The organism is Plantibacter sp. M259, from assembly GCF_006065115.1.
Classification (GTDB): domain Bacteria; phylum Actinomycetota; class Actinomycetes; order Actinomycetales; family Microbacteriaceae; genus Plantibacter; species Plantibacter auratus.
The window spans coordinates 207,574-230,899 of record NZ_CP040750.1 but is presented as its reverse complement, the minus strand read 5'-3'; the positions used below and the strand labels follow the sequence as shown (position 1 = coordinate 230,899).

17 protein-coding genes and 2 pseudogenes are annotated in these 23,326 nt (G+C 69.4%); 14 read left to right on the top strand and 5 right to left on the bottom strand.

The genetic code is table 11. From position 1 onward, the window contains the following. The first annotated feature begins 21 nt into the window (after nucleotides 1-21). From FGL15_RS01075 to FGL15_RS01060, 4 genes and pseudogenes are all read left to right on the top strand, one after another. Nucleotides 22-1,302: a GAF domain-containing protein gene (locus FGL15_RS01075; protein WP_168223265.1), complete on the top strand. Its 1,281-nt coding sequence runs from the start codon at nucleotides 22-24 to the stop codon at nucleotides 1,300-1,302. A gap of 116 nt (nucleotides 1,303-1,418) precedes the next feature. Then, the gene (locus FGL15_RS01070; RefSeq protein WP_085513099.1) at nucleotides 1,419-2,942 is read left to right on the top strand and encodes an aldehyde dehydrogenase family protein; all 1,524 of its coding nucleotides are present in this window, start codon (nucleotides 1,419-1,421) and stop codon (nucleotides 2,940-2,942) included. Nucleotides 2,943-3,111: 169 nt separating this feature from the next. Next, on the top strand, nucleotides 3,112-3,504 hold the full coding sequence (locus tag FGL15_RS01065) for a DUF779 domain-containing protein (protein ID WP_138944630.1): 393 nt from the start codon (nucleotides 3,112-3,114) through the stop codon (nucleotides 3,502-3,504). 165 nt (nucleotides 3,505-3,669) lie between these two features. Further along, nucleotides 3,670-5,852 (top strand): annotated as a pseudogene (locus FGL15_RS01060) (DEAD/DEAH box helicase). Nucleotides 5,853-5,909: 57 nt separating this feature from the next. Here FGL15_RS01060 and FGL15_RS01055 read toward each other — a convergent pair. Then, the gene (locus FGL15_RS01055; RefSeq protein ID WP_064294490.1) at nucleotides 5,910-6,176 is read right to left on the bottom strand and encodes a mycoredoxin; all 267 of its coding nucleotides are present in this window, start codon (nucleotides 6,174-6,176) and stop codon (nucleotides 5,910-5,912) included. Between the two features lie 146 nt (nucleotides 6,177-6,322). On the opposite strand from FGL15_RS01055, the gene FGL15_RS01050 reads away from it, so the two are divergent. Beyond that, the gene (locus FGL15_RS01050) at nucleotides 6,323-7,351 is read left to right on the top strand and encodes a 6-phosphofructokinase (RefSeq protein ID WP_064294489.1); all 1,029 of its coding nucleotides are present in this window, start codon (nucleotides 6,323-6,325) and stop codon (nucleotides 7,349-7,351) included. A 60-nt stretch (nucleotides 7,352-7,411) separates the two neighbouring features. Here the strand turns inward: FGL15_RS01050 and FGL15_RS01045 are convergent, their stop codons facing one another. Continuing rightward, entirely contained in the window at nucleotides 7,412-9,520 is a 2,109-nt protein-coding gene (locus FGL15_RS01045) for a S9 family peptidase (RefSeq protein WP_138944629.1), read from the bottom strand. A 69-nt stretch (nucleotides 9,521-9,589) separates the two neighbouring features. On the opposite strand from FGL15_RS01045, the pseudogene FGL15_RS01040 reads away from it, so the two are divergent. The 4 genes and pseudogenes from FGL15_RS01040 to FGL15_RS01025 all read left to right on the top strand — a co-directional run bounded on the left by FGL15_RS01040 (nucleotide 9,590) and on the right by FGL15_RS01025 (nucleotide 13,981). Continuing rightward, nucleotides 9,590-10,428 (top strand): annotated as a pseudogene (locus tag FGL15_RS01040) (aldo/keto reductase). A 53-nt stretch (nucleotides 10,429-10,481) separates the two neighbouring features. Next, nucleotides 10,482-12,326, top strand: coding sequence for a DUF2207 domain-containing protein (locus FGL15_RS20145; RefSeq protein ID WP_168223264.1), 1,845 nt, complete (start codon nucleotides 10,482-10,484; stop codon nucleotides 12,324-12,326). 144 nt (nucleotides 12,327-12,470) lie between these two features. Beyond that, a complete protein-coding gene (locus FGL15_RS01030) occupies nucleotides 12,471-13,649 on the top strand; it encodes an inorganic phosphate transporter (RefSeq protein ID WP_079707130.1) in 1,179 nt (392 codons plus the stop codon). After that, the gene (locus tag FGL15_RS01025; protein ID WP_079707129.1) at nucleotides 13,646-13,981 is read left to right on the top strand and encodes a peptidase; all 336 of its coding nucleotides are present in this window, start codon (nucleotides 13,646-13,648) and stop codon (nucleotides 13,979-13,981) included. The genes FGL15_RS01030 and FGL15_RS01025 overlap by 4 nt, the downstream gene beginning before the upstream one ends. 220 nt (nucleotides 13,982-14,201) lie before the next feature. On the opposite strand, the gene FGL15_RS01020 is transcribed toward FGL15_RS01025, so the two are convergent. Next, nucleotides 14,202-15,479 (bottom strand): uracil-xanthine permease family protein, encoded by a 1,278-nt coding sequence (locus FGL15_RS01020; RefSeq protein ID WP_079707128.1) that lies wholly within the window; start codon nucleotides 15,477-15,479, stop codon nucleotides 14,202-14,204. Between the two features lie 135 nt (nucleotides 15,480-15,614). Between FGL15_RS01020 and FGL15_RS01015 the strand changes: the two genes are divergently transcribed. From FGL15_RS01015 to FGL15_RS01005, 3 genes are all read left to right on the top strand, one after another. Next, on the top strand, nucleotides 15,615-17,066 hold the full coding sequence (locus tag FGL15_RS01015; protein WP_138944628.1) for an NCS2 family permease: 1,452 nt from the start codon (nucleotides 15,615-15,617) through the stop codon (nucleotides 17,064-17,066). A gap of 73 nt (nucleotides 17,067-17,139) precedes the next feature. Next, the gene (locus FGL15_RS01010; RefSeq protein ID WP_138944627.1) at nucleotides 17,140-18,042 is read left to right on the top strand and encodes a phosphodiesterase; all 903 of its coding nucleotides are present in this window, start codon (nucleotides 17,140-17,142) and stop codon (nucleotides 18,040-18,042) included. A 177-nt stretch (nucleotides 18,043-18,219) separates the two neighbouring features. Beyond that, nucleotides 18,220-19,698, top strand: coding sequence for an aspartate ammonia-lyase (locus FGL15_RS01005; RefSeq protein ID WP_086474295.1), 1,479 nt, complete (start codon nucleotides 18,220-18,222; stop codon nucleotides 19,696-19,698). A 74-nt stretch (nucleotides 19,699-19,772) separates the two neighbouring features. Here the strand turns inward: FGL15_RS01005 and FGL15_RS01000 are convergent, their stop codons facing one another. Beyond that, a complete protein-coding gene (locus tag FGL15_RS01000) occupies nucleotides 19,773-20,675 on the bottom strand; it encodes a fumarylacetoacetate hydrolase family protein (RefSeq protein WP_370281973.1) in 903 nt (300 codons plus the stop codon). A 329-nt stretch (nucleotides 20,676-21,004) separates the two neighbouring features. On the opposite strand from FGL15_RS01000, the gene FGL15_RS00995 reads away from it, so the two are divergent. Then, a complete protein-coding gene (locus FGL15_RS00995; protein WP_064294480.1) occupies nucleotides 21,005-21,379 on the top strand; it encodes an FKBP-type peptidyl-prolyl cis-trans isomerase in 375 nt (124 codons plus the stop codon). An 88-nt stretch (nucleotides 21,380-21,467) separates the two neighbouring features. Beyond that, nucleotides 21,468-21,998 carry an adenine phosphoribosyltransferase gene (locus FGL15_RS00990; protein WP_138944626.1) on the top strand — a complete coding sequence of 177 codons (531 nt, stop codon included), beginning with the start codon at nucleotides 21,468-21,470 and terminating at the stop codon, nucleotides 21,996-21,998. Between the two features lie 3 nt (nucleotides 21,999-22,001). Here FGL15_RS00990 and FGL15_RS00985 read toward each other — a convergent pair whose 3' ends face one another. After that, nucleotides 22,002-23,318, bottom strand: a complete 1,317-nt coding sequence (locus FGL15_RS00985) for an MFS transporter (RefSeq protein ID WP_205858665.1) — start codon at nucleotides 23,316-23,318, stop codon at nucleotides 22,002-22,004. Between the last annotated feature and the right edge of the window lie 8 nt (nucleotides 23,319-23,326).

Genomic DNA, 23,326 nt, shown 5'->3' with positions numbered 1-23,326 from the left:
ACGTGGATGGGTGGTGGTGAGGTGTCCAGTCCGTGGCTGGCGACCCCGGCGCGTGCCGAAGCGCAGCGCGGACTCGTCCGACGGCTCGTCCGCGAGTCGTGGGAACGGTCGATGGGCCGTCACCTCGACCCGGACAACCTCATGCCGGAGCTCGCCTTCGACGAGGACGAGTTGCGCGACCACCGGCTCGGACACCCGCTCGCCGGCGTCCTCCCGGTCATCACCAAGCTGCTCGTCAACGACGCGGACGACGACTCCGGCATGCTCGTCGCGGTGGGCGACGCCATGGGCAGACTGCTCTGGGTGGACGGCGACCGCCACCTGCGGCGACGGGCAGAGGGCATGCTCTTCGTCGAGGGCGCCGGATGGTCCGAGCGGGAGGTGGGGACGAGCGCACCGGGCACCGCGCTCGAACTCGACCACGGCATCCAGATCCACGCGGCCGAGCACTTCAACCGCCTCGTGCACCCGTGGAGCTGCACAGCGGTCCCGGTGCACGATCCTGAGACCCGGCAGATCATCGGCGTGATCGACATCACGGGTGGCCCGCAGGCGGTCGCCTCACATGCACTGCCGCTCATGGAGGCGACCGCGGCCGCCGTCGAGTCCGAGATCATGGTGCAGCGGCTGCGCGCGGTCGCCGACCGACGGTTCGCCGGCCGCGCACGCACGGACGCGCCCCGCCGGACGACCACGGTGCGGCCCGGCCTGCAGGTGCTCGGTCGTGACACCGGCCTGCTGGTCGGACACGGGGCGAGCCGCCCGACCGAGCTCAGCCGACGGCACGCCGAGATCCTGACGCTGCTGGCCTGGCACCACCAGGGCCTCAGCGCCGACGCGCTCGCCGGGCTGCTCTACGACGCGGACGAGGCGGCGGTCACCCTCCGGGCGGAACTCGTCCGGCTGCGGAAGGTGCTCGGCGGGACCGCACCGACACTCGTGCCGGCCTCGCGGCCGTACCGGCTCACCACCCCGCTCCAGCTCGACGCCCACCAGGTGCTGTCCCTCCTCGACCGCGGCGCCCACCGCGCAGCGCTCGCCGCATACCCGGGTCCGCTCCTGCCGGACTCCACCGCGCCCGGTGTCGTCGACCTCCGCGAGCGGGTCGCGACGCGCCTCCGAGAGGCGATGCTGACCGACGCCTCGGCGGACCTGCTGCACGACTACATCCGGACCGCGGCCGCGCCCGAGGACGTCGAGGTCCTGCGCGCCTGCCTCCGGCTGCTGCCGCCGCGGTCACCGAAGCGAGCGGGGCTCGTGGCCCGCATCGAGGCGATCGACGCCGAGCTCTCGCTGTCCTAGACGGCCGATCCGGTCCGCGGTCCTCGGCGCAACCTCCTGCAACCTCCGGCCGACTAGCGTCGACGGCACGCACCTGAGCGGTGCGGACACCGACAACGTCGTCGACAAGGAGTGACATGACCGTCTACGCCAACCCGGGTACCGAAGGTGCCGTGTTCAGCTACGCCCCCCGCTACGACCACTTCATCGGGGGCGAGTACGTCCCACCCGCGAACGGGCAGTACTTCGAGAACCAGACCCCGGTCACCGGAGCCGTGTTCACCGAGATCGCCCGAGGCACCGCGGCCGACGTGGACCGAGCGGTCGAGGCGGGATGGAAGGCGTTCCCCGCCTGGTCGAAGACGAGCGTCGCCGAGCGCGCGGTGATCCTCAACCGCATCGCCGACCGCATGGAGGAGCACCTCGAGGAGATCGCCGTCGCCGAGAGCTGGGAGAACGGCAAGCCGGTCCGCGAGACCCTGGCCGCCGACATCCCCTTGGCGATCGACCACTTCCGGTACTTCGCCGGGGCGATCCGTGCGCAGGAGGGCGGTATCTCGGAACTCGACCACGACACGGTCGCCTACCACTTCCACGAACCGCTCGGCGTCGTCGGACAGATCATCCCCTGGAACTTCCCGATCCTCATGGCCGTGTGGAAGCTCGCACCGGCGCTCGCCGCAGGCAACTGCGTCGTGCTGAAGCCGGCCGAGCAGACCCCGGCGTCGATCCACCTCATCGTCGACCTCGTGAAGGACCTGCTGCCGGCCGGCGTGCTCAACGTCGTCAACGGCTTCGGCATCGAGGCCGGCGCCCCGCTGGCCTCCCACCCGCGGATCCGGAAGATCGCGTTCACCGGTGAGACCACGACCGGTCGCCTGATCATGCAGTACGCGAGCGAGAACCTCATCCCGGTCACGCTGGAGCTCGGCGGCAAGAGCCCGAACGTGTTCTTCGAGGACGTGGCGCGCGAGCACGACCAGTACTACGAGAAGGCGCAGGAGGGCTTCAGCATGTTCGCGCTCAACCAGGGCGAGGTCTGCACCTGCCCGAGTCGGGCGCTCGTCCAGCGTTCCATCTACGACGGCTTCGTCGGCGACGCGCTGACCCGCATCGGCAAGATCAAGCAGGGCAACCCGCTCGACACGGACACGATGATCGGTGCCCAGGCGTCGAACGACCAGCTCGAGAAGATCCTCTCCTACATGGACATCGGCAAGCAGGGCGGTGCGAAGCTGCTCATCGGCGGCGAGCGAGCCGACCTCGGCGGAGAGTTGAGCGGCGGGTTCTACGTCCAGCCGACCGTCTTCGAGGGGACGAACGACATGCGGATCTTCCAGGAGGAGATCTTCGGGCCTGTGCTCGCCCTCACGAGCTTCGCCGACTACGACGAGGCGATCTCCATCGCGAACGACACCCTCTACGGCCTCGGTGCCGGTGTGTGGAGCCGTGAGGCGACGACGCTGTACCGGGCCGGGCGGGCGATCGAGGCGGGACGCGTCTGGTCGAACACCTACCACCAGTACCCGGCGCACGCGGCGTTCGGCGGGTACAAGCAGTCGGGCATCGGCCGGGAGAACCACAAGATGATGCTCGACCACTACCAGCAGACGAAGAACCTGCTCGTGAGCTACGCGGAGGGGCCGATGGGCTTCTTCTGATCGACATCCCCGGTCCCTGAGCCCCCATCCGGCCCCTGAAGCCCCCATCCGGTCCCTGAGCTTGTCGAAGGGCGCCCTTCGACAGGCTCAGGGACCGGCGGATCAGGGGCGTCGGGGACCGGCGGGCCCAGGGCCGGGCACACGACACGACACGACGAAGGAGGACACCATGACCGGACGGGTCGACGTCACCGACGCTGCGGCCGCACTGGTGCGGGAGATGACCGCGCTGCACGGACCGCTCATGTTCCATCAGTCCGGCGGATGCTGCGACGGGAGTTCGCCCATGTGCTACCCGGTCGGGATGTTCCGCACGGGCGCGGTCGACGTCCTGCTCGACACGCTCGACGTGCCCGGGCTCGACGCGCCGGTCGAGGTCTATATGTCGCGTTCCCAGTTCGAGTACTGGAAGTACACGCACCTGACGATCGACGTGGTGCAGGGGCGCGGCAGCGGGTTCAGCGTCGAGGCCCCGACGGGGCAGCGCTTCCTCATCCGCTCGCGCATGCTCGACGACGCCGAACTGGAGCGGTTCGGACTCGTCGACAGCACGCCGGACTGAGCGCTCGCGACCGATGCGGCCGATGGCGTAGACTGGGCACACGCCCGTCGGGCGCCCGTGTCGGTCTCGTGCAACGCTCTGTTGCTCCACGACGACCAGTCGGGCCCGACGCCCGTCTCTTCCGGCCCCTCGGCCGATGAGGCTCTTCGACTGCTCAGGAGGAGCATGCCGCACACCGGCCAGCAACGCCGTTCCCAGGGGCGTTCCAGCACCCGTTCATCTGGCCGCTCGAACCCCAGAGGGTCCTCGTCGCGTCACGACGACGACGCGCCGATCATCCCCATCCTCGCCCGCAAGGTGCGCGAGGTCGAGGCGAAGGCGCAGAAGGGCAAGGTCGGGCCGACCAACCGGACCAAGTACCAGGTCATCGCCTTCCTCGTCCGTGAGGAACGCGCCAGGGTCAAGGCCGACACGACGTACAGCGACGCCACGCGGGCCGAGCTCCTGAAGCGTCTCGACGGTGTGGCGACCATCCTCGCCAAGACGGCGGCGCGCGACACCTCGCTCATCCAGCTCCTCGAGGCCGACGCCGCGACGAGCCCCGTCGCGCAGCGGCTCCGGCGCGACTGGCTCCTCGAGTCGGGCGCCGAACTCAGCGCCGACGAACTGATCATCACCGTCGAGAAGCCCGTCGTGGAGTCCGTCGTCCCGGCCGAACTCGCCGAGAAGCAGGTCATCCCGCAGTCGGTCAAGGCACGTCAGTTGGCCAATCCGTTCCTCGCCCCGGACTTCAGCCAGGCGGCACCGCAGCCGACCGTGCGTCGACGACTCGACAGCTGGGAGCTCATGGGCCCCCTGTATAAGGCGTTCGAGCTTGGTTCCGGTGGGGAGCGGCCTCGATGGACCTGCCCGAGGCCCCCAAGCTCGACCGGCTCTCGCCGCGCGGGCTCGAGGTCATGAAGCATCAGGCGCGCTTCGTCGAGAGCGTCCGTGAAGGACACCGTTCGTTCCTGCTCGCCGACGAGCCGGGCCTCGGCAAGACCGCGCAGTCGGTCCTCGCCGCCTCGGTCGCCGAGGCGTACCCGCTCCTCGTCATCGTCCCGAACGTCGTCAAGATGAACTGGGCGCGCGAGGTCGAGCGCTGGACGCCGCACCGACGCGCCACGGTCATCCACGGCGACGGCCAGGCGCTCGACGCCTTCGCCGACGTCATCATCGTGAACTACGAGGTCCTCGACCGTCACCTCGCCTGGCTCGGGACGCTCGGCTTCCGCGGCATGGTGGTCGACGAGGCGCACTTCATCAAGAACCTCCACTCCCAGCGCTCGCAGCACGTGCTGTCACTCGCGAACCGGATTCGGAAGGCGACGCCCGGCCAGGACCCGCTGCTGCTCGCGCTGACGGGTACGCCGCTGATCAACGACGTCGAGGACTTCAACGCCATCTGGCAGTTCCTCGGCTGGATCAAGGACGGCAAGCCGACCGCCGAACTCATGGAGCGGCTCGAGGACACCGGCCTGACCCCGGCCGAGCACGCCTTCTACGCCGCCGCGCGGTCCGCCGTCATCGACATGGGCATCGTGCGCCGCAAGAAGCTCGACGTCGCCAAGGACCTGCCCGCCAAACGCGTCGCCGACCTCCCGGTCGAGCTCGACGACGAGGCGATCCGGTCCATCCGTGACGCGGAGGCCGAGCTCGGGCAACGGCTCAAGTCCCGCTACGTGCGGGTCCTGGAGTCGCGTGGTGAGCGCGTCGACGCGCTGCACGAGCCGAACACCGACCTCATGCGCATGGTCGCCCAGGCCGAGCTCGACGAGTCCAAGGCCGCCGGTGGCACGGAGAACGTGTTCACCATGATCCGCAAGATCGGTCAGGCCAAGGCCGTCCTCGCCGCCGACTACACGGCGCAGCTCGCGAGGTCCGTGGGCAAGGTCGTGTTCTTCGCGAAGCACATCGACGTCATGAACGCGGCCGAGCAGTTGTTCGCGGGTCGCGGCTTGAAGACGGTGTCGCTCCGCGGCGACCAGACCGCGCAGGCGCGTCAGGCCGCGATCGACGCGTTCAACACCGATCCGGAGGTCGCGGTCGCGGTCTGTTCGCTCACCGCCGCCGGCGTCGGCGTCAACCTGCAGGCCGCGTCCAACGTCGTGCTCGCCGAGTTGTCCTGGACGGCCGCCGAGCAGACCCAGGCGATCGACCGCGTGCACCGCATCGGTCAGGAGGAGCCCGTCACCGCCTGGCGGATCATCGCCGCGCACACGATCGACGCGAAGGTCGCGGAACTCATCGACAGCAAGCAGGGCCTGGCCGCTCGCGCACTCGACGGCAGCGACCAGGACGTCGCGTCGGTCGACTCGGTGCAGCTGAACGCCCTCGTCCACCTGCTCCGCGAGGCGCTGGGCGCCTGACATCCCGTTCGTCCGGCCGGGTGACCACGGGTCGCCCGGCCGGACGTCGTCGGCTGGTCAGACGCCGAGTGCCGCCTTCACCTGAGCGAGCGACGGGTTCGTCGCGGTCGATCGGTCGGGGAAGATCACCGTCGGGACCGTCTGGTTGCCGCCGTTCAGCGAGGCGACGAGGTCGGCGGTCCCCGGGACCTGCTCGATGTCCACCTCGGTGAACGGGATGCCGGCTGCGGACAGCTGGTGTTTCAGTCGGGCGCAGTACCCGCACCAGGTCGTGGAGAACATCGTGATGCCGCCATCGGCGGGCAGGTAGTCGTCGGCACTCATCCCAGCAGCCTAACCCCGGTCGACGAGGCACCGACCCTCTGGGCCGGAGCACCGTCCGCGCCGGATGAAGCACCGTCGGCGAGACGGTATTGTCGGGGATGACTCCCGGCACCTGAGGTGCCCCGATCCCCATGAGGACTGTTGATATGAGAATTGGTGTGCTCACGAGCGGCGGCGACTGCCCCGGCCTGAACGCGGTCATCCGAGGAGCGGTCCTCAAGGGGACGAAGATCCACAACCAGGAGTTCATCGGCATCCGCGACGGCTGGCGAGGAGTCGTCGAGGGCCTGACGATGCCGCTCGACCGCCACAGCGTGCGTGGTCTCGCCAAGCAGGGTGGCACCATCCTCGGCACGAGCCGCACCAACCCGTTCGAAGGACCGCACGGCGGCCCGGAGAACGTCCAGCACACCATGGACCGGCTCGGCATCGACGCGCTCATCGCCATCGGCGGAGAGGGCACGCTCGCCGCTGCGAAGCGGCTCACCGACGCCGGCCTCAAGATCGTCGGCGTCCCGAAGACGATCGACAACGACCTCGACGCCACCGACTACTCCTTCGGCTTCGACACCGCCGTCGAGATCGCGACCGAGGCCATCGACCGCCTCCGGACGACGGGCGAGTCCCACAAGCGGTGCATGGTCATCGAGGTCATGGGCCGGCACGTCGGCTGGATCGCCCTGCACGCCGGTATGGCGGCGGGTGCCCACGCCATCCTCATCCCGGAACAGCCGCAGTCGATCGAGCAGATCTGCGAGTGGGCGGACAGCGTCTACCAGCGCGGTCGCGCCCCGATCATCGTCGTGTCCGAGGGCTTCACGCTCGACACCATGGAGACCGCGCACTCCGAGAAGGGACTCGACGCGTTCAACCGTCCCCGTCTCGGCGGCATCGCCGACGTGCTCGCACCCGAGATCGAGCGCCGCACGGGCATCGAGTCCCGCGCGACCGTGCTCGGCCACCTGCAGCGCGGTGGCGTCCCGAGCGCCTACGATCGCGTGCTCGCCACCCGCCTCGGTATGGCCGCCATCGACTCCGTCATGGCCGGCGACTGGGGCACGATGATCGCACTCCGTGGCACCGAACTCGTCAACTGCCGCTTCGAAGAGGCGCTCGGCAAGCTGAAGACCGTGCCGCAGGAGCGCTACGACGAAGCGGCGATCCTCTTCGGCTAGACGCCCGCCGCACCGACGACGCCCCTGCTCCGTCCGGAGCAGGGGCGTCGTCGGTTCGGATCAGGCCGGATCGGTGTCCGTGAGTCCGAGCACATCGAGCAGCCAGGCGAGTTCCTCGGCGCGCTCACGCCACGCGTTGTAGCGGCCGCTCACCCCGCCGTGCCCGGCGCTCATCTCGATCTTCATGAGTGCCGGTGCACCGGCGTCGCGCAGGCGGGCCACCCACTTCGCCGGTTCCACGTACAGGACGCGGGTGTCGTTGAGGCTCGTCGTCGCGAGGATGCGCGGGTAGCGCTTCGCCGGGTCGATGTTCTCGTAGGGGCTGTACGCCTTCATGTACGCGTAGACCTCGGGGTCGTGGAGCGGATCGCCCCACTCGTCCCACTCGATGACCGTCAGGGGGAGCGACGGGTCGAGGATGCTCGTCAGCGCGTCGACGAAGGGGACGCCGGCGAGGATGCCCGCGAAGCGGTCGGGAGCACGGTTCGCCACGGCGCCCATGAGGAGGCCACCGGCGCTGCCGCCCTCGGCGACGAGCTGGGCAGGCGTCGTCCAGCCCTCGCGGATGAGGTGGTCGGCCACGTCGACGAAGTCGCTGAAGCTGTTCTGCTTGTGGAGCTTCTTGCCGTCCTCGTACCAGTGGCGCCCGAGTTCGCCGCCGCCGCGTACATGGGCGATCGCGAAGGTCACGCCGCGGTCGAGCATCGACAATCTCGCGATCGAGAAGGACGGGTCCATGCTGGCCTCGTACGAGCCGTACCCGTAGAGGTGGAGCGGCCCGGGCCCCTGGACACCGACCCGGCGCACGATGGAGATCGGCACCCGGGTTCCGTCCACGGCCGTCGCCCACTCCCGGAACTGCTCGTAGTCCGCCGGGTCGTAGTCGCCGAGGACCGGCTGCTGCTTGCGCACGAAGCGTTCGCCGGACCGGACGTCGAGTTCGAGCACCGTTGACGGCGTCACGAGCGACCCGTATCCGAACCGGAGCATCGGTTGCGCCCATTCACCGTTGCCGTGCCAGCCGACGGTGGACAGCGGTTCGTCGAAGGCGATCTCGTCGATGTCGCCACTCGTCGGGTCGAGCAGGCCGATACGCGTGAGGCCGTCGCGCCGGTAGGAGACGGTGGTCACGGCCTCGAACGCCTCGACGTCCTCGAGCCGGCGCTCGCTGCTGTGCGCGACGACGACCCGCGCCGTGCCGAGCGGATCCGAGAGCGGCACCTCGACGAGCTCGAAGTCCGGCGCGTCCCGATTGTGCAGGATCAGCAACCGGTCTGCGCCGTCGGCCACCCGGTGTTCGACGCTGTACTCGACGCCGTCGGTCCGCGGCCAGACGACCCGCGCCTCCTCGGACAGTGCGTCGGCGGGGACGAGTCGGGTCTCACTCGTGACCGACGAGCCGGCCTCGATCAGGAGCAGCGCACGGCTGCGAGTGAATCCGGCGCCGACCCAGAACCGCTCGTCTGGCTCGTGGAAGAGGACCGTGTCGTCGTCCTGGGACTTCCCCACCCGGTGCAGGTGCACCGTGTCGGGGCGCCAGCTCTCGTCGACCGTCGTGTAGACGATGGCGGTGCCGTCGGGGGAGAACTCCGCCCCGCCCGCGGTCCCGAGGAGCTCGTCGTCGAGGTCGACGCCACTCGCGAGGTCCCGGACACGGACGGTGTACCGCTCGTCGCCTTCGACGTCGACGCCGTAGAGCAGACGCGTGCCGTCGTCCGACACGTCGAAGCTGCCGAGGGAGAAGAACTCGTGGCCCTCCGCCTCGACGTTGGCGTCGAGGATGATCTGCTCGCCGGGGGCCGCACCGCCCTCGGGCAGGGTCGGCGGCGTCCAGTCCTCCGAGTCGGCGACCGGGATGCGGCACTGGATGCCGTACTGGCGGCCTTCGACGCTGCGACCGTAGTACCACCACGCACCGGAACGGGTCGGGACCGAGAGGTCGGTCTCGAGCGTGCGACTTTTGATCTCCTGGAAGATGCGCTCGCGCAGTCCGGCCAGATGGGCCGTCTCCTGCTCGGTGTAGGCGTTCTCCGCCTCCAGGTGCGCGATCACCTCCGGTGACTCCTTCTCACGGAGCCACTCGTACGGGTCCACCACGGTGTCGCCGTGATGGGTGCGTTCGGTCGGTCGGGTCTGGGCACGGGGGCAGAGAGCTTCGCCATGGTCCAACGCTAGTCGAGGCGCGCCCTCCCAGCCCGCTCGGAGCCATCCGAGGCCCGCCGGGTCTAGCGTGGGGTGATGACGACCATCCCAACATTCGCGCTCAACGACGGTTCGAGCGTCCCCGCGATCGGTTTCGGCACGTACCCCTGCGAGGCCGCGAGGGCACCGACGCCACGCTGTCCGCCATCGACGCAGGCTACCGACTGATCGACACCGCCGTGAACTACCGCAACGAGGACGCCGTCGGCGCCGCGGTCCGCGAGACCGACGTCCCCCGCGACGAACTCGTCGTCGCGACGAAGCTGCCCGGCCGCGACCACGGCTTCGAGGAGACCATCACCTCGTGCCGCGGATCCCTGGCCTCGCTCGGCCTCGACCACATCGACCTGTACCTCATCCACTGGCCGAACCCCTCCGTCGGCCGCTTCGTCGAGTCGTGGAAGGCCATGATCCAGCTGCAGCGCGAGGGCCTCGTCCGCAGCATCGGCGTCTCGAACTTCACCGAGGAGTTCCTGACCCGCCTCGCCGACGAGACGGGTGTGCTGCCGGCCGTCAACCAGGTCGAGCTGCACCCGTACTTCCCGCAGGAGGAACTCCTCGCCTTCCACCGCGAGCACGGTGTCGTCACCGAGGCGTGGAGCCCGCTCGGTAAGGCACAGGCGCCGTTCGCCGAGGAACCCGTCGCAGCGGCCGCCGCGGCGCACGACGTCTCACCGGCGCAGGTCGTCCTCCGCTGGCACCACCAGCGCGGCGTGCTCCCGATCCCGAAGTCCGCGTCCCCGGAACGCCAGCGCACGAACATCGACGTGTTCGGCTTCGAGCTCAGCGACACCGAGGTGCAGGCGATCACCGCACTCGGGCGGACCGACGGCAGGCTCTTCGACGGAGACCCCAACACCCACGAGGAGATGTGAGTCCCGGCGGGCGCGTCAGCGCGCCCGCCGGCACCCCTCCTAGACTTGGCCGGGTGAAGCCCAGACGTCGTCGCCTGTCCTCGGTCCGTTCCCGCTCGTCGCGGGTGCTCCTCGTCGCCCTGGCCCTGGCGGTGGGTGCACCGCTCGTCGCGACCCTGGCGAGCACGCCGCCCGCCGCGGCCGACGCTCGGACCGACGTGTCCGACTTCACCTTCGCGTCCTTCGACGGCGACTACACCCTGAGTCGTGGCGGCGACGGTCAAGCCGAGCTGCGCGCGGTCGAGACCTTCGTCGCGGAGTTCCCCGACTCCGACCAGAACAAGGGCATCATCCGAGCGATCCCGGACGAGTTCGACCGGGCACCACTGCACACGGAGATCGTCTCGGTGACCGACGCCGATGGTGCGCCCGTGGAGTGGGAGACCGACCGCGACGGTGACTTCCTCGAGCTGTCGCTCGGGACGGACGACTACGTGCGCGGCACGCAGAGCTACGTCATCACCTACACGCAGCGCGGCGTCGTCGGTGCCTACCGCGACACACGCTCCGATGAGTTCTACTGGGACGCGCCCGGGACCGGCTGGGACCAGCCGTTCGCCGACGCCAGCATGACGGTGCGGGTCGCGCCCGACATCGCCGACGCGCTCACCGGTGACGGCGCCTGCTACCGCGGCGATCCGGACGACAGCTCGCCGTGCGACCTCTCCCAAGCCGAGGACGCCGACGGAGACGTCTTCACGACCTCCTCCGTCCCGCTGCAGGCCCGCCAGACGCTGACGGTCGCGATCGGGTTCGAACCGGGCACGTTCGTCCAACCGGCCCGACCCGGCGAGGCACCGGTCTTCTCCATCGTCCCGATCGTCCTCGGCGCGCTGTCGGCCGCGGGACTCGGAGCACTCCTGTGGATCCGACTGCGCTTCTGGCGTGACCACCCTGGACGTGGCGTCATCGTGCCGCAGTACTCCGCCCCGAAGCAGATGAACCTCCTGCTGGCGGGCGACCTCGCCGGTCGCGCCGCCTCGTCGATGGCCGCCGAGATCGTCAGCCTCGCCGTCCGCGGCAAGCTCCGGATCGTGGACGGACCGGGCAAGAAGGACTACTCCCTGCAGTACCTCGACGACAGCGCGACGGATGAGCAGGAACGGCGCGTGCTCGCCGCGCTCTTCCCCGACCGGAACCGACCGCGGGAGATGAAGGAGGTCGACCCGACGCTCGGCAATGCGGTCACCGCGGAACTCGCGGCCGCCAAGCGGAACGCCCTCGACCTCGGCCTCCGACGCTCGGTCTCCTCCGGGCGGGCGTGGATCATCGTGGGGGCGCTCGCCGTCCTGGGCGTCGCCGGGATCGTCTTCTTCGGGGTCGCCTACTCCCAGCGAGCGGAAAACGGCTGGTCGGTCGCCGCGCTCTTCGTGACCGGGATCGCGCTGCTCGCTGGGATCGTGTTGGCCATCGCGCCGAAACCGCTCACCGCCACCGGTGCCGATGCGCGGGACGAGTTGCTCGGCCTCCGCGACTACCTCGCGCTGGCGGAGCAGGACCGCTTCCGCATGTTGCAGAGCCCCGACGGCGCCGAACGGGTGGACCTCGGCGACCCCGGCCAGCTCGTCCGGGTCACCGAACGGCTCCTGCCCTTCGCCGTGCTCTGGGGCGTCGAGCGCGAGTGGGCGAAGGAACTCGGCATCCGCTACGAGCAGGCCGGGAGCGCGCCGTCGTGGTACGCCTCGAACACCCCGTTCCAGGCGGCGATGTTCGCGAACGCGTTCTCCGGCTTCTCCGGATCGGCGTCGAGTACGTCGGCGTCCTGGTCGACCAGTGGGGGAGCGAGCTCGTCCGGCGGCTCGACGGGCGGCGGATTCGCGGGCGGCGGCGGAGGCGGCGGAGGCGGCGGCGGGCGCTGATCGGCGTCGAGTTGACCTCGACCGGGCAGGGTGTAAGGATCGTGTACGGCGGGTGAACCGCCCGTATCCAGCACGTGAATTCCCCCCAAACATCTCGTCGGGGAGCACTGTGTCCGTATTCGCTCCGCCTCGAGAAAGACACCAGTGGAACTCGTTACCCTGACTGTCGTGCTGGTCATCGCACTGGCACTGTTCTTCGACTTCACGAACGGGTTCCACGACACGGCGAACGCCATGGCGACCCCGATCGCCACGGGCGCCCTCAAACCGAAGACCGCCGTGCTGCTCGCCGCGATCCTCAACCTCGTCGGTGCGTTCCTGTCCACGGAGGTCGCGAAGACCATCTCGGGCGGGCTCATCCGAGAGGGCGAGGGCGGCATCCGGATCGGACCGGAGCTGATCTTCGCCGGGCTGATCGGCGCGATCGTCTGGAACATGCTGACCTGGCTCCTCGGTCTGCCGTCGTCCTCCAGCCACGCGCTGTTCGGCGGGCTTATCGGCGCGGCGATCGTCGGCGCCGGCTTCGGCTCGATCGACTTCGGTGTCGTCCTCTCGAAGGTCATCCTCCCGGCGTTGATCGCCCCCGTCACGGCGGGTCTGGTCGCCTACTCGGCGACGAAGCTCGCCTACCGGATCACACGGCGCTACGACGGCAAACCCGACGGTCGCGACGGGTTCCGATACGCGCAGATCTTCTCCTCGTCCCTCGTCGCCCTCGCGCACGGCACGAACGACGCGCAGAAAACCATGGGTGTCATCACGCTCACCTTCATCGCGGTCGGTGTGCAGGCGGTCGGTACCGGCCCCGAGCTCTGGGTCATCGTCGTCTGCGCCCTCGCCATCGCCCTCGGCACCTACATGGGCGGCTGGCGGATCATCAAGACCATCGGCACGGGGCTCACCGACGTCAAGCCGGCACAGGGTTTCGCGGCCGAGACGAGCACCGCCGCCACGATCCTCGCGTCGAGCCACCTCGGCTTCGCCCTCTCCACCACGCAGGTCGCCTCCGGCTCCGTCATCGGCTCCGGCCTCGGGCGACGCGGATCGAAGGTCCGCTGGGGGACCGCCGGGCGGATCGCCCTCGGCTGGTTGATGACCCTGCCCGCGGCCGGCATCGTCGGGGCACTCGCCGCCGCCGTCGCCCACCTCGGTCTCGTCGGCATCATCATCGACGCAGTGGTGGGGGTCGGGGTCATCCTCACCATCTTCCTCATCTCGCGCCGGAACCAGGTCGACCACAGCAACGTCGTCAGTGAGGTCGCCGACTCCGGTCGTGCGGTCAAGATCAAGCGCAACCCCAAGCCCAAGAAGGTGAAGAAGTGATCGACTGGGCAGCATTCCTGATCGTCTTCGCGACGTCGCTCATCGGTGCGACCGCGATCGTCAGTCTGTACTCCCTCGGGCTCCGGCTCCTGACCACCGCCGGGCGCGTGCCTGTGGTGGCGCCGGCCGAGTTCACCGACGCGATCACGGTCATCACGCCGGAGGAGGCCGCGAAGGCGGCGAAGCGGGCCGCGAAGGCCGCCCGGAAGAACCCGTTGACCCCCGCGCAGCAGAACCTGGCCCGCGCCGGTGCCTACGCCTGCTTCGCCCTGTGTGCGGCGGCGGTCCTCTTCGGCATCTACCTGATCGTGCCGTTCTTCCACCAGGGTTGACCCCTCGGATCCGCCAGCGCACCGCGCTGACGCGAGCGCGGGCCACCCGGTCCGGGACCGATCCGTGTTGGTCCGCCAGCGCGGTGCGCTGACGCGAACCGTACCTACCCGGCGTGAGCGCGGGCGACACACGTGAGCGCGGGGCTCCAGAGACCCGCGCTCACGCGTACGACCCGCGCTGACGCCAGCGCACCGCGCTGGCCCACCCGCACCGGACGGGTCAGGCGGTCTTCCGCCAGCGGCCGATGGTCGTCATCACGTGGTAGATGACGATCGCGGCGATCGTGCCGAGCGCGATCCCGTTGAAGCTGACGTCGCCACCCGCCACCCAGGTGAAGTCCGCGATGCCGATGATGAGCGCCGTCGCAGCGGTGAACTGGTTGACGGGCTTCGAGAAGTCGACCTTGTTGTCGAGCCAGATCTTCACGCCGATGATCCCGATGAGTCCGTACAGGGCCGTCGTGACGCCGCCGAGGACGCCCGCCGGGATGGTGTTGATGACCGCACCGACCTTGGGGGAGAGGCCGAGGAGGACCGCGAACAGACCGGCGACCCAGTAGGCCGCCGTGGAGTAGACCCGAGTCGCCGCCATCACGCCGATGTTCTCGCCGTAGGTCGTCGTGCCCGAACCGCCGCCGAAGCCGGCCAGCATCGTCGCCAGGCCGTCGGACAGGAGCGCGCGACCGGTCTGCTTGTTCACCGAGGCGTCGGTCATCTGCGCGACGCCACGGATGTGGCCGACGTTCTCGGCGATGAGGACGAGCACGACGGGGAGGAACGCCGGGAGGACCGCCCAGACCGCCGGGTTCGAGATCGGGTTGTCCGCGAGGTGGAACTCGGGGAGGCCGACCCACGCGGCGTCCGCGATCTTCGAGAAATCGATCTCCTGACGGATCGCCGCGACGATGTACCCGACCACGACACCGATGACGATCGACAGTCGGCCGAGGATCCCGCGGAAGACGACGGTCGACAGGATGACGGCCGCGAGCGTCACGAGTGCGGTGATCGGAGCCGCCACGAAGTTGTTCTTCGCGGCGGGGGCGAGGTTGAACCCGATGAGCGCGACGATGGCGCCGGCGACGACCGGCGGCATGAGCGCATCGATCCACCCGGTGCCCGTGACCTGCACGATGACGCCGACGAGCGCCAGGAGGAGCCCCACCGCGAGGATGCCGAAGAGGGCGCTGCCCATGCCCTGGCTCGCGACCGCGGCGGAGATGGGGGCGATGAAGGCGAACGACGAGCCGAGGTAGCTCGGCACGCGGTTCTTGGTGATGACGAGGAACAGGATGGTGCCGACGCCCGAGAAGAACAGCGTCGTGGTGGGCGGGAACCCGGTCAGCACGGGGACGAGGAACGTGGCGCCGAACATCGCGACGACGTGCTGCATGCCGAGGCCGATGGTCCGCGGCCAGGTGAGCCGTTCTCCGGGGCCGACGATCGCGTGGGTCGGGACGTGCTTGCCGTCGCCGTGCAGAGTCCAGGGCAGCGCCATGTGAGCTCGATTCCGTGAGGAGGGTGCTGGGTAAGGGGTCCAGCCGATCGTAGCGGCACCCTCGCATCCCGGTCGTCGCGGGGCGGTCCGCCGTGCCGGTACGCTGGTTGCTTCGATGCAGACCCAGGAGGTCCAGTGACCACGACGCCCACCGCTCCGCGCTCGTTCCGAGAGCGTCTCGACGGTTTCTTCGAGATCAGCAAGCGCGGTTCGACCGTCGGAGGCGAGGTGCGCGGCGGCCTCGTGACCTTCGTCGCGATGGCCTACATCGTCATCCTCAACCCGATCATCCTGAGCGGCTCGGCCGACGTCACCGGTGGCGAGCTCGGCTTCGCCCAGGTCGCCGCCGTGACCGCCCTGACCGCCGGCGTCATGACGATCCTCTTCGGTCTCGTGGCGCGGCTGCCGTTCGCCTTCGCGGCCGGCCTCGGCATCAACTCGTTCCTCGCGGTCAGCGTCGTCGGTCAGGTCACCTGGGCCGAGGCGATGGGTCTCGTCGTCATCAACGGGCTGATCATCGTCCTGCTTGCGGCGACCGGACTCCGCGCCATGATCTTCAACGCGGTGCCCATCCAGTTGAAGATCGCGATCACCGTCGGCATCGGCCTCTTCATCGCCTTCATCGGCTTCGTCGACGCCGGCTTCGTCCGTTCGACGGGCGCCGGTTCGCCGCCCGTCGGTCTCGGGATCGAGGGCTCGGTCGCCACCGTGCCGACCGCCGTGTTCGTCATCTCCCTGCTGCTCACGGGCGTGCTCGTCGCACGCAAGGTGAAGGGAGCGCTGCTCATCGGCATCGTCGCCTCGACGATCATCGCCATCATCGCGGAGGCGATCTTCAAGGTCGGCGCATCCAACGGCGGCGAGAACGCCGGCGGCTGGAACCTGAGCGTCCCGACCCTGCCCACGCAGGTCGTCGGGATCCCCGACCTCAGCCTGCTCGGCCAGGTGAGCTTCGGCGGCTTCGAGCGCATCGGCGTCCTCGCCGCACTCATGCTCGTCTTCACCCTCGTGTTCACGAACTTCTTCGACGCCATGGGGACCATGACCGGCCTCTCGAAGGAGGCCGGTGTGGCGGACGCCAAGGGTGACTTCCCGCGACTCCGCTCGGCGCTCATCGTCGAGGGTGTCGGCGCGGTCGCCGGTGGCGCGACCTCGTCCTCCTCCTCGACCGTCTTCATCGAATCCGGCGCGGGCATCGGCGAAGGGGCACGGACCGGCCTCGCGAACCTCGTGACCGGTGCGCTGTTCCTGCTCGCCATGTTCTTCACGCCGCTCACACAGATCGTGCCCTCCGAGGTCGCCGCCGCCGCGCTCGTCATCGTCGGGACGCTCATGATGTCGCAGATCAAGGACATCGTCTGGACCGAGTTCTCGGTCGCGCTCCCGGTGTTCCTGACGGTCGTCGTCATGCCGCTGACGTACTCGATCGCCAACGGTATCGGTGCCGGCTTCATCGCCTGGGTCGTGCTCCGCTCCCTGTCCGGCAAGGCGCGCGAGATCAGCCCGCTGCTGTGGGTCGTCGCAGCCGGGTTCCTCGTCTTCTTCGCCCGCGGACCCATCGAGCAGCTCCTCGGCGTCGCGTCCTGACCGTCCGCGGTCGGCCGCCCTCGGGTGGTCGACCGCGGCGGAGCACGTCGGCGGTGGCTCGTAGACTCGGAGCATGACTTCCGACGTCCGTTTCGGTCAGTACCCGGCTCCCGACAGGGTCATCGTCCATCTGAGCGACCCGCACCTCCTGGCCGACGGCCGACGCCTCTACGACGCGGTCGACGTGCAGGCCAACCTGGAACAGGCCCTGCGCCAGATCGAGCGCATGCAGCTCCGGCCGGACGCGATGGTGTTCACGGGTGACCTCGCGGATCTCGGAGAAGCCGACGCGTACCGTCGGCTCCGGGAGCGGGTCGAGCCCGTCGCCGAGCGACTCGGCACCACCATCGTCTGGCTCATGGGCAACCACGACGAACGGTCGGTCATGCGGACGGAGCTCCTCGACCTCCCGGCAGGGGAGCAGCCGCTCGACGCCGTCTGGGACTTCGGCGGCTTGCGGGTCATCGGCCTCGACTCGACCGTCCCGGGGTGGCACCACGGTGAGCTCGAGGACAGCCAGCTGGAGTGGCTGCAGACGGTGCTGTCAACGCCGGCGCCGCTCGGCAGCATTCTGGCCATGCACCACCCGCCGGTGCCGTCGAGCATCCCGTTCTTCGACATCCTCGAGCTCCGCGACCAGCACCGGCTCGAGGCCGTGCTGCGCGGGAGCGACGTCCGGGCCATCCTGGGCGGCCATCTGCACTATTCCACCTCAAGCACCTTCGCCGGCATCCCCGTCCAGGTCGCCAGCGCGAGCTGTTACTCGATGAACCTCTCGCTCCCGCCCGTGGAGGTGAACGGGATGTTCGGCGGTCAGTCGTTCAACCTCGTGCACGTCTACGACGACCGCATCACCCACTCCACGGTCCCACTCGGTGACTACACCACCGCCGACACCTTCAGCGCGGCGTTCGTCGACCGCATGGCCGCCCTGAGCCCGGCCGAGCGGCTGGAGGCGTTCTCACGCAAGCGGTGACCCACAGGCGCTGAACCGCAGGCACGGAACCGTCTCGGGTCCAAGACACCGCAGAGGCATCGGGGATCGCACCCGGCTACGCTGGAAGGGACATCCACCCACCAGGCAACGGAGCCACGAGTGACGATCAGCACCACCAACAGCAGCATCCCCACCACCCTTGGAGCAGACGACGACATGGCGGACAGGACGAACAGCGACGAGACTCGGACGGAGTCGGATTCACTCGGTTCGATGGAGATCCCGGCCGACGCGTACTGGGGCATCCACACGGCACGCGCGCTCGAGAACTTCCCCATCACGAAGCGTCCGATCTCCGTCTACCCCGACCTCGTCGTCGCCATCGCGAGCGTCAAGCAGGCCGCCGCCCGCGCGAACGCTGAGATCGGGGTCCTCGACCCGGCGAAGGCGAACCTCATCGACCGCGCGTGCCAGATCATCATCGACGGTGACTTCCACGAGGAGTTCATCGTGGGTGTGATCCAGGGCGGCGCAGGTACGTCGACGAACATGAACGCGAACGAGGTGATCACGAACATCGCGCTCGAGCTCGCCGGTCATGCCAAGGGCGAGTACCAGTTCCTGCACCCGCTCGACGACACCAACCGGTCGCAGTCCACCAACGACGTCTACCCGACCTCGATCAAGATCGCGCTCGCGTTCTCGCTGCAGTTCCTCCTGACGGAGCTCGGCCTGCTGCGCGACTCGTGCAGCGCGAAGTCCGTCGAGTTCTCCCACGTCCTCAAGGTCGGGCGCACGCAGCTCCAGGACGCCGTCCCGATGACCCTCGGGCAGGAGTTCCACGGCTTCGCCACGACGCTGAACGAGGACTACGACCGCCTGCACGAGACCCTCTGGCTGCTCGCCGAGGTCAACCTCGGCGCCACCGCGATCGGGACGGGGATCACCGCCGACCCGCGCTACGCGGAGGCCGTCGTCCGTCACCTCAACCAGATCACGGGCCTCGCGCTCACCACGGCACCCGACCTCATCGAGTCGACGAGCGACGCCGGCGGGTTCATGTCGTTCAGCGGCACCCTGAAGCGGAGCGCCATCAAGCTCTCCAAGATCTGCAACGACCTGCGTCTGCTGTCGAGTGGTCCGCAGGCAGGCCTCGGCGAGATCAACCTGCCGCCCCGACAGGCCGGATCGAGCATCATGCCGGGCAAGGTCAACCCGGTCATCCCGGAGGTCGTGAACCAGGTGGCGTTCAGCGTCGTCGGAGCCGACATGACGGTCACCATGGCGGCCGAGGCCGGGCAGCTGCAGCTCAACGCCTTCGAGCCGGTCATCGCCCACTCGCTGCTGCAGAGCATCGTCTGGATGGCGCAGGCGTGCAAGACGCTCCGGGTGAACTGCATCGACGGCATCACGGCGAACGAGGAACGGCTCGAGGTGATGGTCGGCGCGTCCGTCGGCGTCATCACCGCCCTGACCCCGTTCATCGGGTACCAGTCGGCTGCAGCGCTCGCGAAGACCGCGCTGCTCACGGGCCGCAATGTGGCGGACCTCGTGGTCGAGGCGAACCTCATGACGCGCGATGAGGTGACGAAGCAGCTCTCGCCCGCGCGGCTCTCGGGGATCGAGGCCATCACCTCGGCCATCCCGATCATCGACCTGCCGATCCCGGGCGCGGACTCCGACCCGAGTCGCTGACCGACGCGGCTGTACACGACGAAGCCGTCCGGACCAGGGTCCGGACGGCTTCGTCGTGTGCTGTGGGGGAGTTGCTACCCGGCGGTGACCGTGCAGTGCGTCGTGAGCGATCCGACGCCTTCGACGGACACGGTCACCGTCGCGCCGTCGGTCAGGAAGACCTGCGGGTCGCGCGAGTATCCCGCGCCGCCCGGGCTACCCGTCGAGATGAGCGTTCCGGGCAGGAGGGTCGCTGAGCCCGACAAGTGTTCGATGAGCGTCGCGACGCTGCGGACCATGTGGCTCGTCGAGGAGTCCTGGAGCGTCACGCCGTCGAGAACGGTCGAGATGTGGAGGTCCTGCGGGTCGGGGATCTCGTCCGCGGTCACGACGACCGGGCCGGTCGGGGTGAACCCGTCGAAGGACTTGCAGCGCGACCACTGCGCCTCGGAGTACTGGATGTTGCGGGCGGTGATGTCGTTGACGACGGTGTACCCGAACACGTACCCGAGCGCATCGGCCGCATCGACGTCGCGAGCGGCCCGGCCGATGACGACACCGAGCTCCGCCTCGTAGTCCACCTGCTCGCTGATCGCCGCGGGCCAGCTCGTGGTGCCCTCGTGCCCGGTGAGCGAGTTCGCCCACAGGCCGAAGATGGTGGGGGCGTTGTCGGTCTTGAGGTTGAGCTCCTGCGAGTGCGCCGAGTAGTTGAGCCCGACCGCGAGGATCGTCGGCGGGCGGAGGACCGCGGACGCGTGGACGAGCCCGTCGAGGGGTTCTCCGCTGACACCGTGGGCGAGCGACGTCTCGACGAAGCTCCGTACACGGTCCAGCTCGGCAGGGCCGCGTTCGATGAGCTCCTGGAGGTCGCGCGGGGCGTCCTCGAGGATCTCGTCGAGGAACACCGCCCCGGTGTCGCTGATGACGGCGAGTCGGACCCGCGGCTCTGCGGGGGTACTCGGCTGGTGGTCTGTGGCGACGAAATGGGCGAACTTCACCCGTCTACGGTATCGCAGGCGCGTCGGGCGCGGGCGTTGTGGACATAGCGGTCCGAGCTGCGGGTGCCCGGACACGATGGAACGGGAGGCGAGACGGATCCCCGGGCGACGGCCCCGGACAGACTCATCGCCCGGTGCTGCGGCAATGCCTGCGAGTCGCCCGGGCGATGAGTTGGTCTGTCCCTCCAGCATGCACCCGGGGGCCACGGCCCGCAACCCCCAAGTACCGGGTGCGGCGCCACGACCACGCCACCCGGGGCCGGCCCGGGACGTCACGCGCTCAGCGAAATCCGCATGAACCGATCGGGCGGAACTGCTTGGATGGAGTCATGACCGATTCAGCACGCACCAAGCCCGAGGTCGACGCCCCCACGGGCCCGGCCCCCACCGAACTCGTCATCGAGGACATCTTCCTCGGCGAGGGCGACGAGGCCCAGGCCTCCTCGACCGTCGACGTCCACTACCTCGGCGTCGGCTACGACTCCGGCGAGGAGTTCGACTCCTCCTGGAGCCGCGGGCAGTCCATCAACTTCCCGCTGCGCAACCTCATCCAGGGCTGGCAGCACGGCATCCCCGGCATGAAGGTCGGCGGTCGCCGCAAGCTCACGGTCCCGCCGGAGCTCGCCTACGGCCCGGCCGGCAGTGGCCACCAGCTCTCCGGCCAGACGCTCGTCTTCGTGATCGACCTCCTGGGCGTCAAGTAACCATCCGCAGGTCACCCCTCGTCTCTCTCGACCGACGCGTCGCGGAGGCGAGGGGTGTCGCATGTCTCCCAGACCGAACGAGGATCACATGACCACCGCAACCCAGTACGTCGACCGCCTGACGGCGACCATCCCCGATTTCCCGACGCCCGGCATCCTGTTCCGCGACCTGACCCCGGTCTTCGCCGACGCCGACGCCTTCCGCGCGATCATCGACGAGCTGGCGGAGCGCTTCGAGGGTCGCTTCGACGCCGTCGCCGGTGTCGAAGCCCGCGGGTTCCTGCTCGCCGCGGCCGTCGCGTACGCGACCCACACGCGACTGGTCCCCATCCGCAAGGCGGGCAAGCTGCCGGGCGAGGTGCTCCGCGAGGACTACGGACTCGAGTACGGTGCCGCGGCCCTGGAGCTGCGCACCGAGCAGCTGCCGGCCGGGACGCGCGTGCTCATCCTCGACGACGTGCTCGCGACGGGCGGCAGCTGCGGTGCGGCGGTCAACCTCATCGAGCGCGCCGGATACGAGGTGGCCGGGCTCGGGCTGGTACTCGAGCTCGAGGGGCTGCCCGGCCGAGCCTCGCTCAGCGGTCGCGACGTCTTCTCGATCGCCACGGCTCCCGCCTAGGCGCTACGGCGTCGGCGTCCGGGCGTCGTAGCGACGGAAGGCCCCTTGGACGCGGACGAGTGTCCAGACGAGCACGACGACCAGGAGCCCGCCGGCGAGTGCCGGCACCCAGAGCGCGAAGGCCGACGCGGCGAGGCCGATGTAGAGGTCGCCGACGCGGGGTCCGCCGGTCACGACGACGGTGAAGACGCCCTGCAGCCGGCCCCGGACGGAATCCGGCACGGCCGCCTGGAGGATCGTCATCCGGAAGATCGAGCTGATGTTGTCGGCCGCTCCGGCGACGGCGAGTGCGATCGCCGCGATCACGATGGCCGGGAGGTTCGCGTCGGCGGCATCGTGCGCCGCGCCTCCGGAGAACGTGACCCACGCGAGGACCGCGCCGAAGCAGGCGATGGCGAGCCCGTAGACGATGATGGCCCGCTCGATGGCGCGGCCCTGGCGGTCGATCCGGCCGAGTCGTCCGGAGACGAGGCTCGACAGCAGGGTGCCGACCGCGCCGGCCGCGGTCAGGACCCCGACGGTGATCGCGCCGCCGCCGAGCAACAGGGTGCCGACGGCGGGGTAGAGCACCCGCGGGTTGCCGAACGTCATCGCGACGATGTCGACGATGAACGTCATCCGGACGTTGGGGGCCGTCCGGAGGAAGGTCCAGCCGTCGACCAGGCTCGCGAGGCCCGGGAGCCGGCTGACGCCGCCTTCGGGCAGGATCTTCGGCAGCGACGCGATCCCGAGGAAGGCGGCGACGAACAGCACGACGTCGATCGTGTAGGTCCAGCGGAATCCGACGCCGGCCACGAGCACACCGGCGAGTGCTGGTCCGACCGTCACCATGACCCCTGCCGCGATACCGGACAACGCCGCGGCGGACGGCAGGAGGCGGGCCGGCAGCAGCCGGGGGAGGATCGCCTGCCGCGTCGTCCCGACGATGGTCGTCGACACGGCGTTGATCGTCGTGAGGAGGTACAGGGGCCAGACCGCCTCCGAACCACTCCAGGCGAGTACCGCGATGATCGCTGTGGACACCCACGTGACCACGGCGGCCGTCAGGGCGACCGTGCGTCGGTCGAACGCGTCCGCAAGCATGCCGCCGTAGAGCCCGAAGCAGATCATCGGGATGAGGGCGATGACGCCCACGAGCGAGACCGCGAACGTAGACGCGGTGAGGTCGTAGACCTGGAGGCCGACGGCGACGATGGTCATCTGGCCGCCGATCCCGGTGATCGCCCCGCCGATCCACAGGCGGGCGAAGGCGGGACTCTCCCGGAGTGGACTCAGATCGACGAGGAGCCCGCGCCGGCCGGATCCGGGTGCAGCGCTCACCGGGGCAT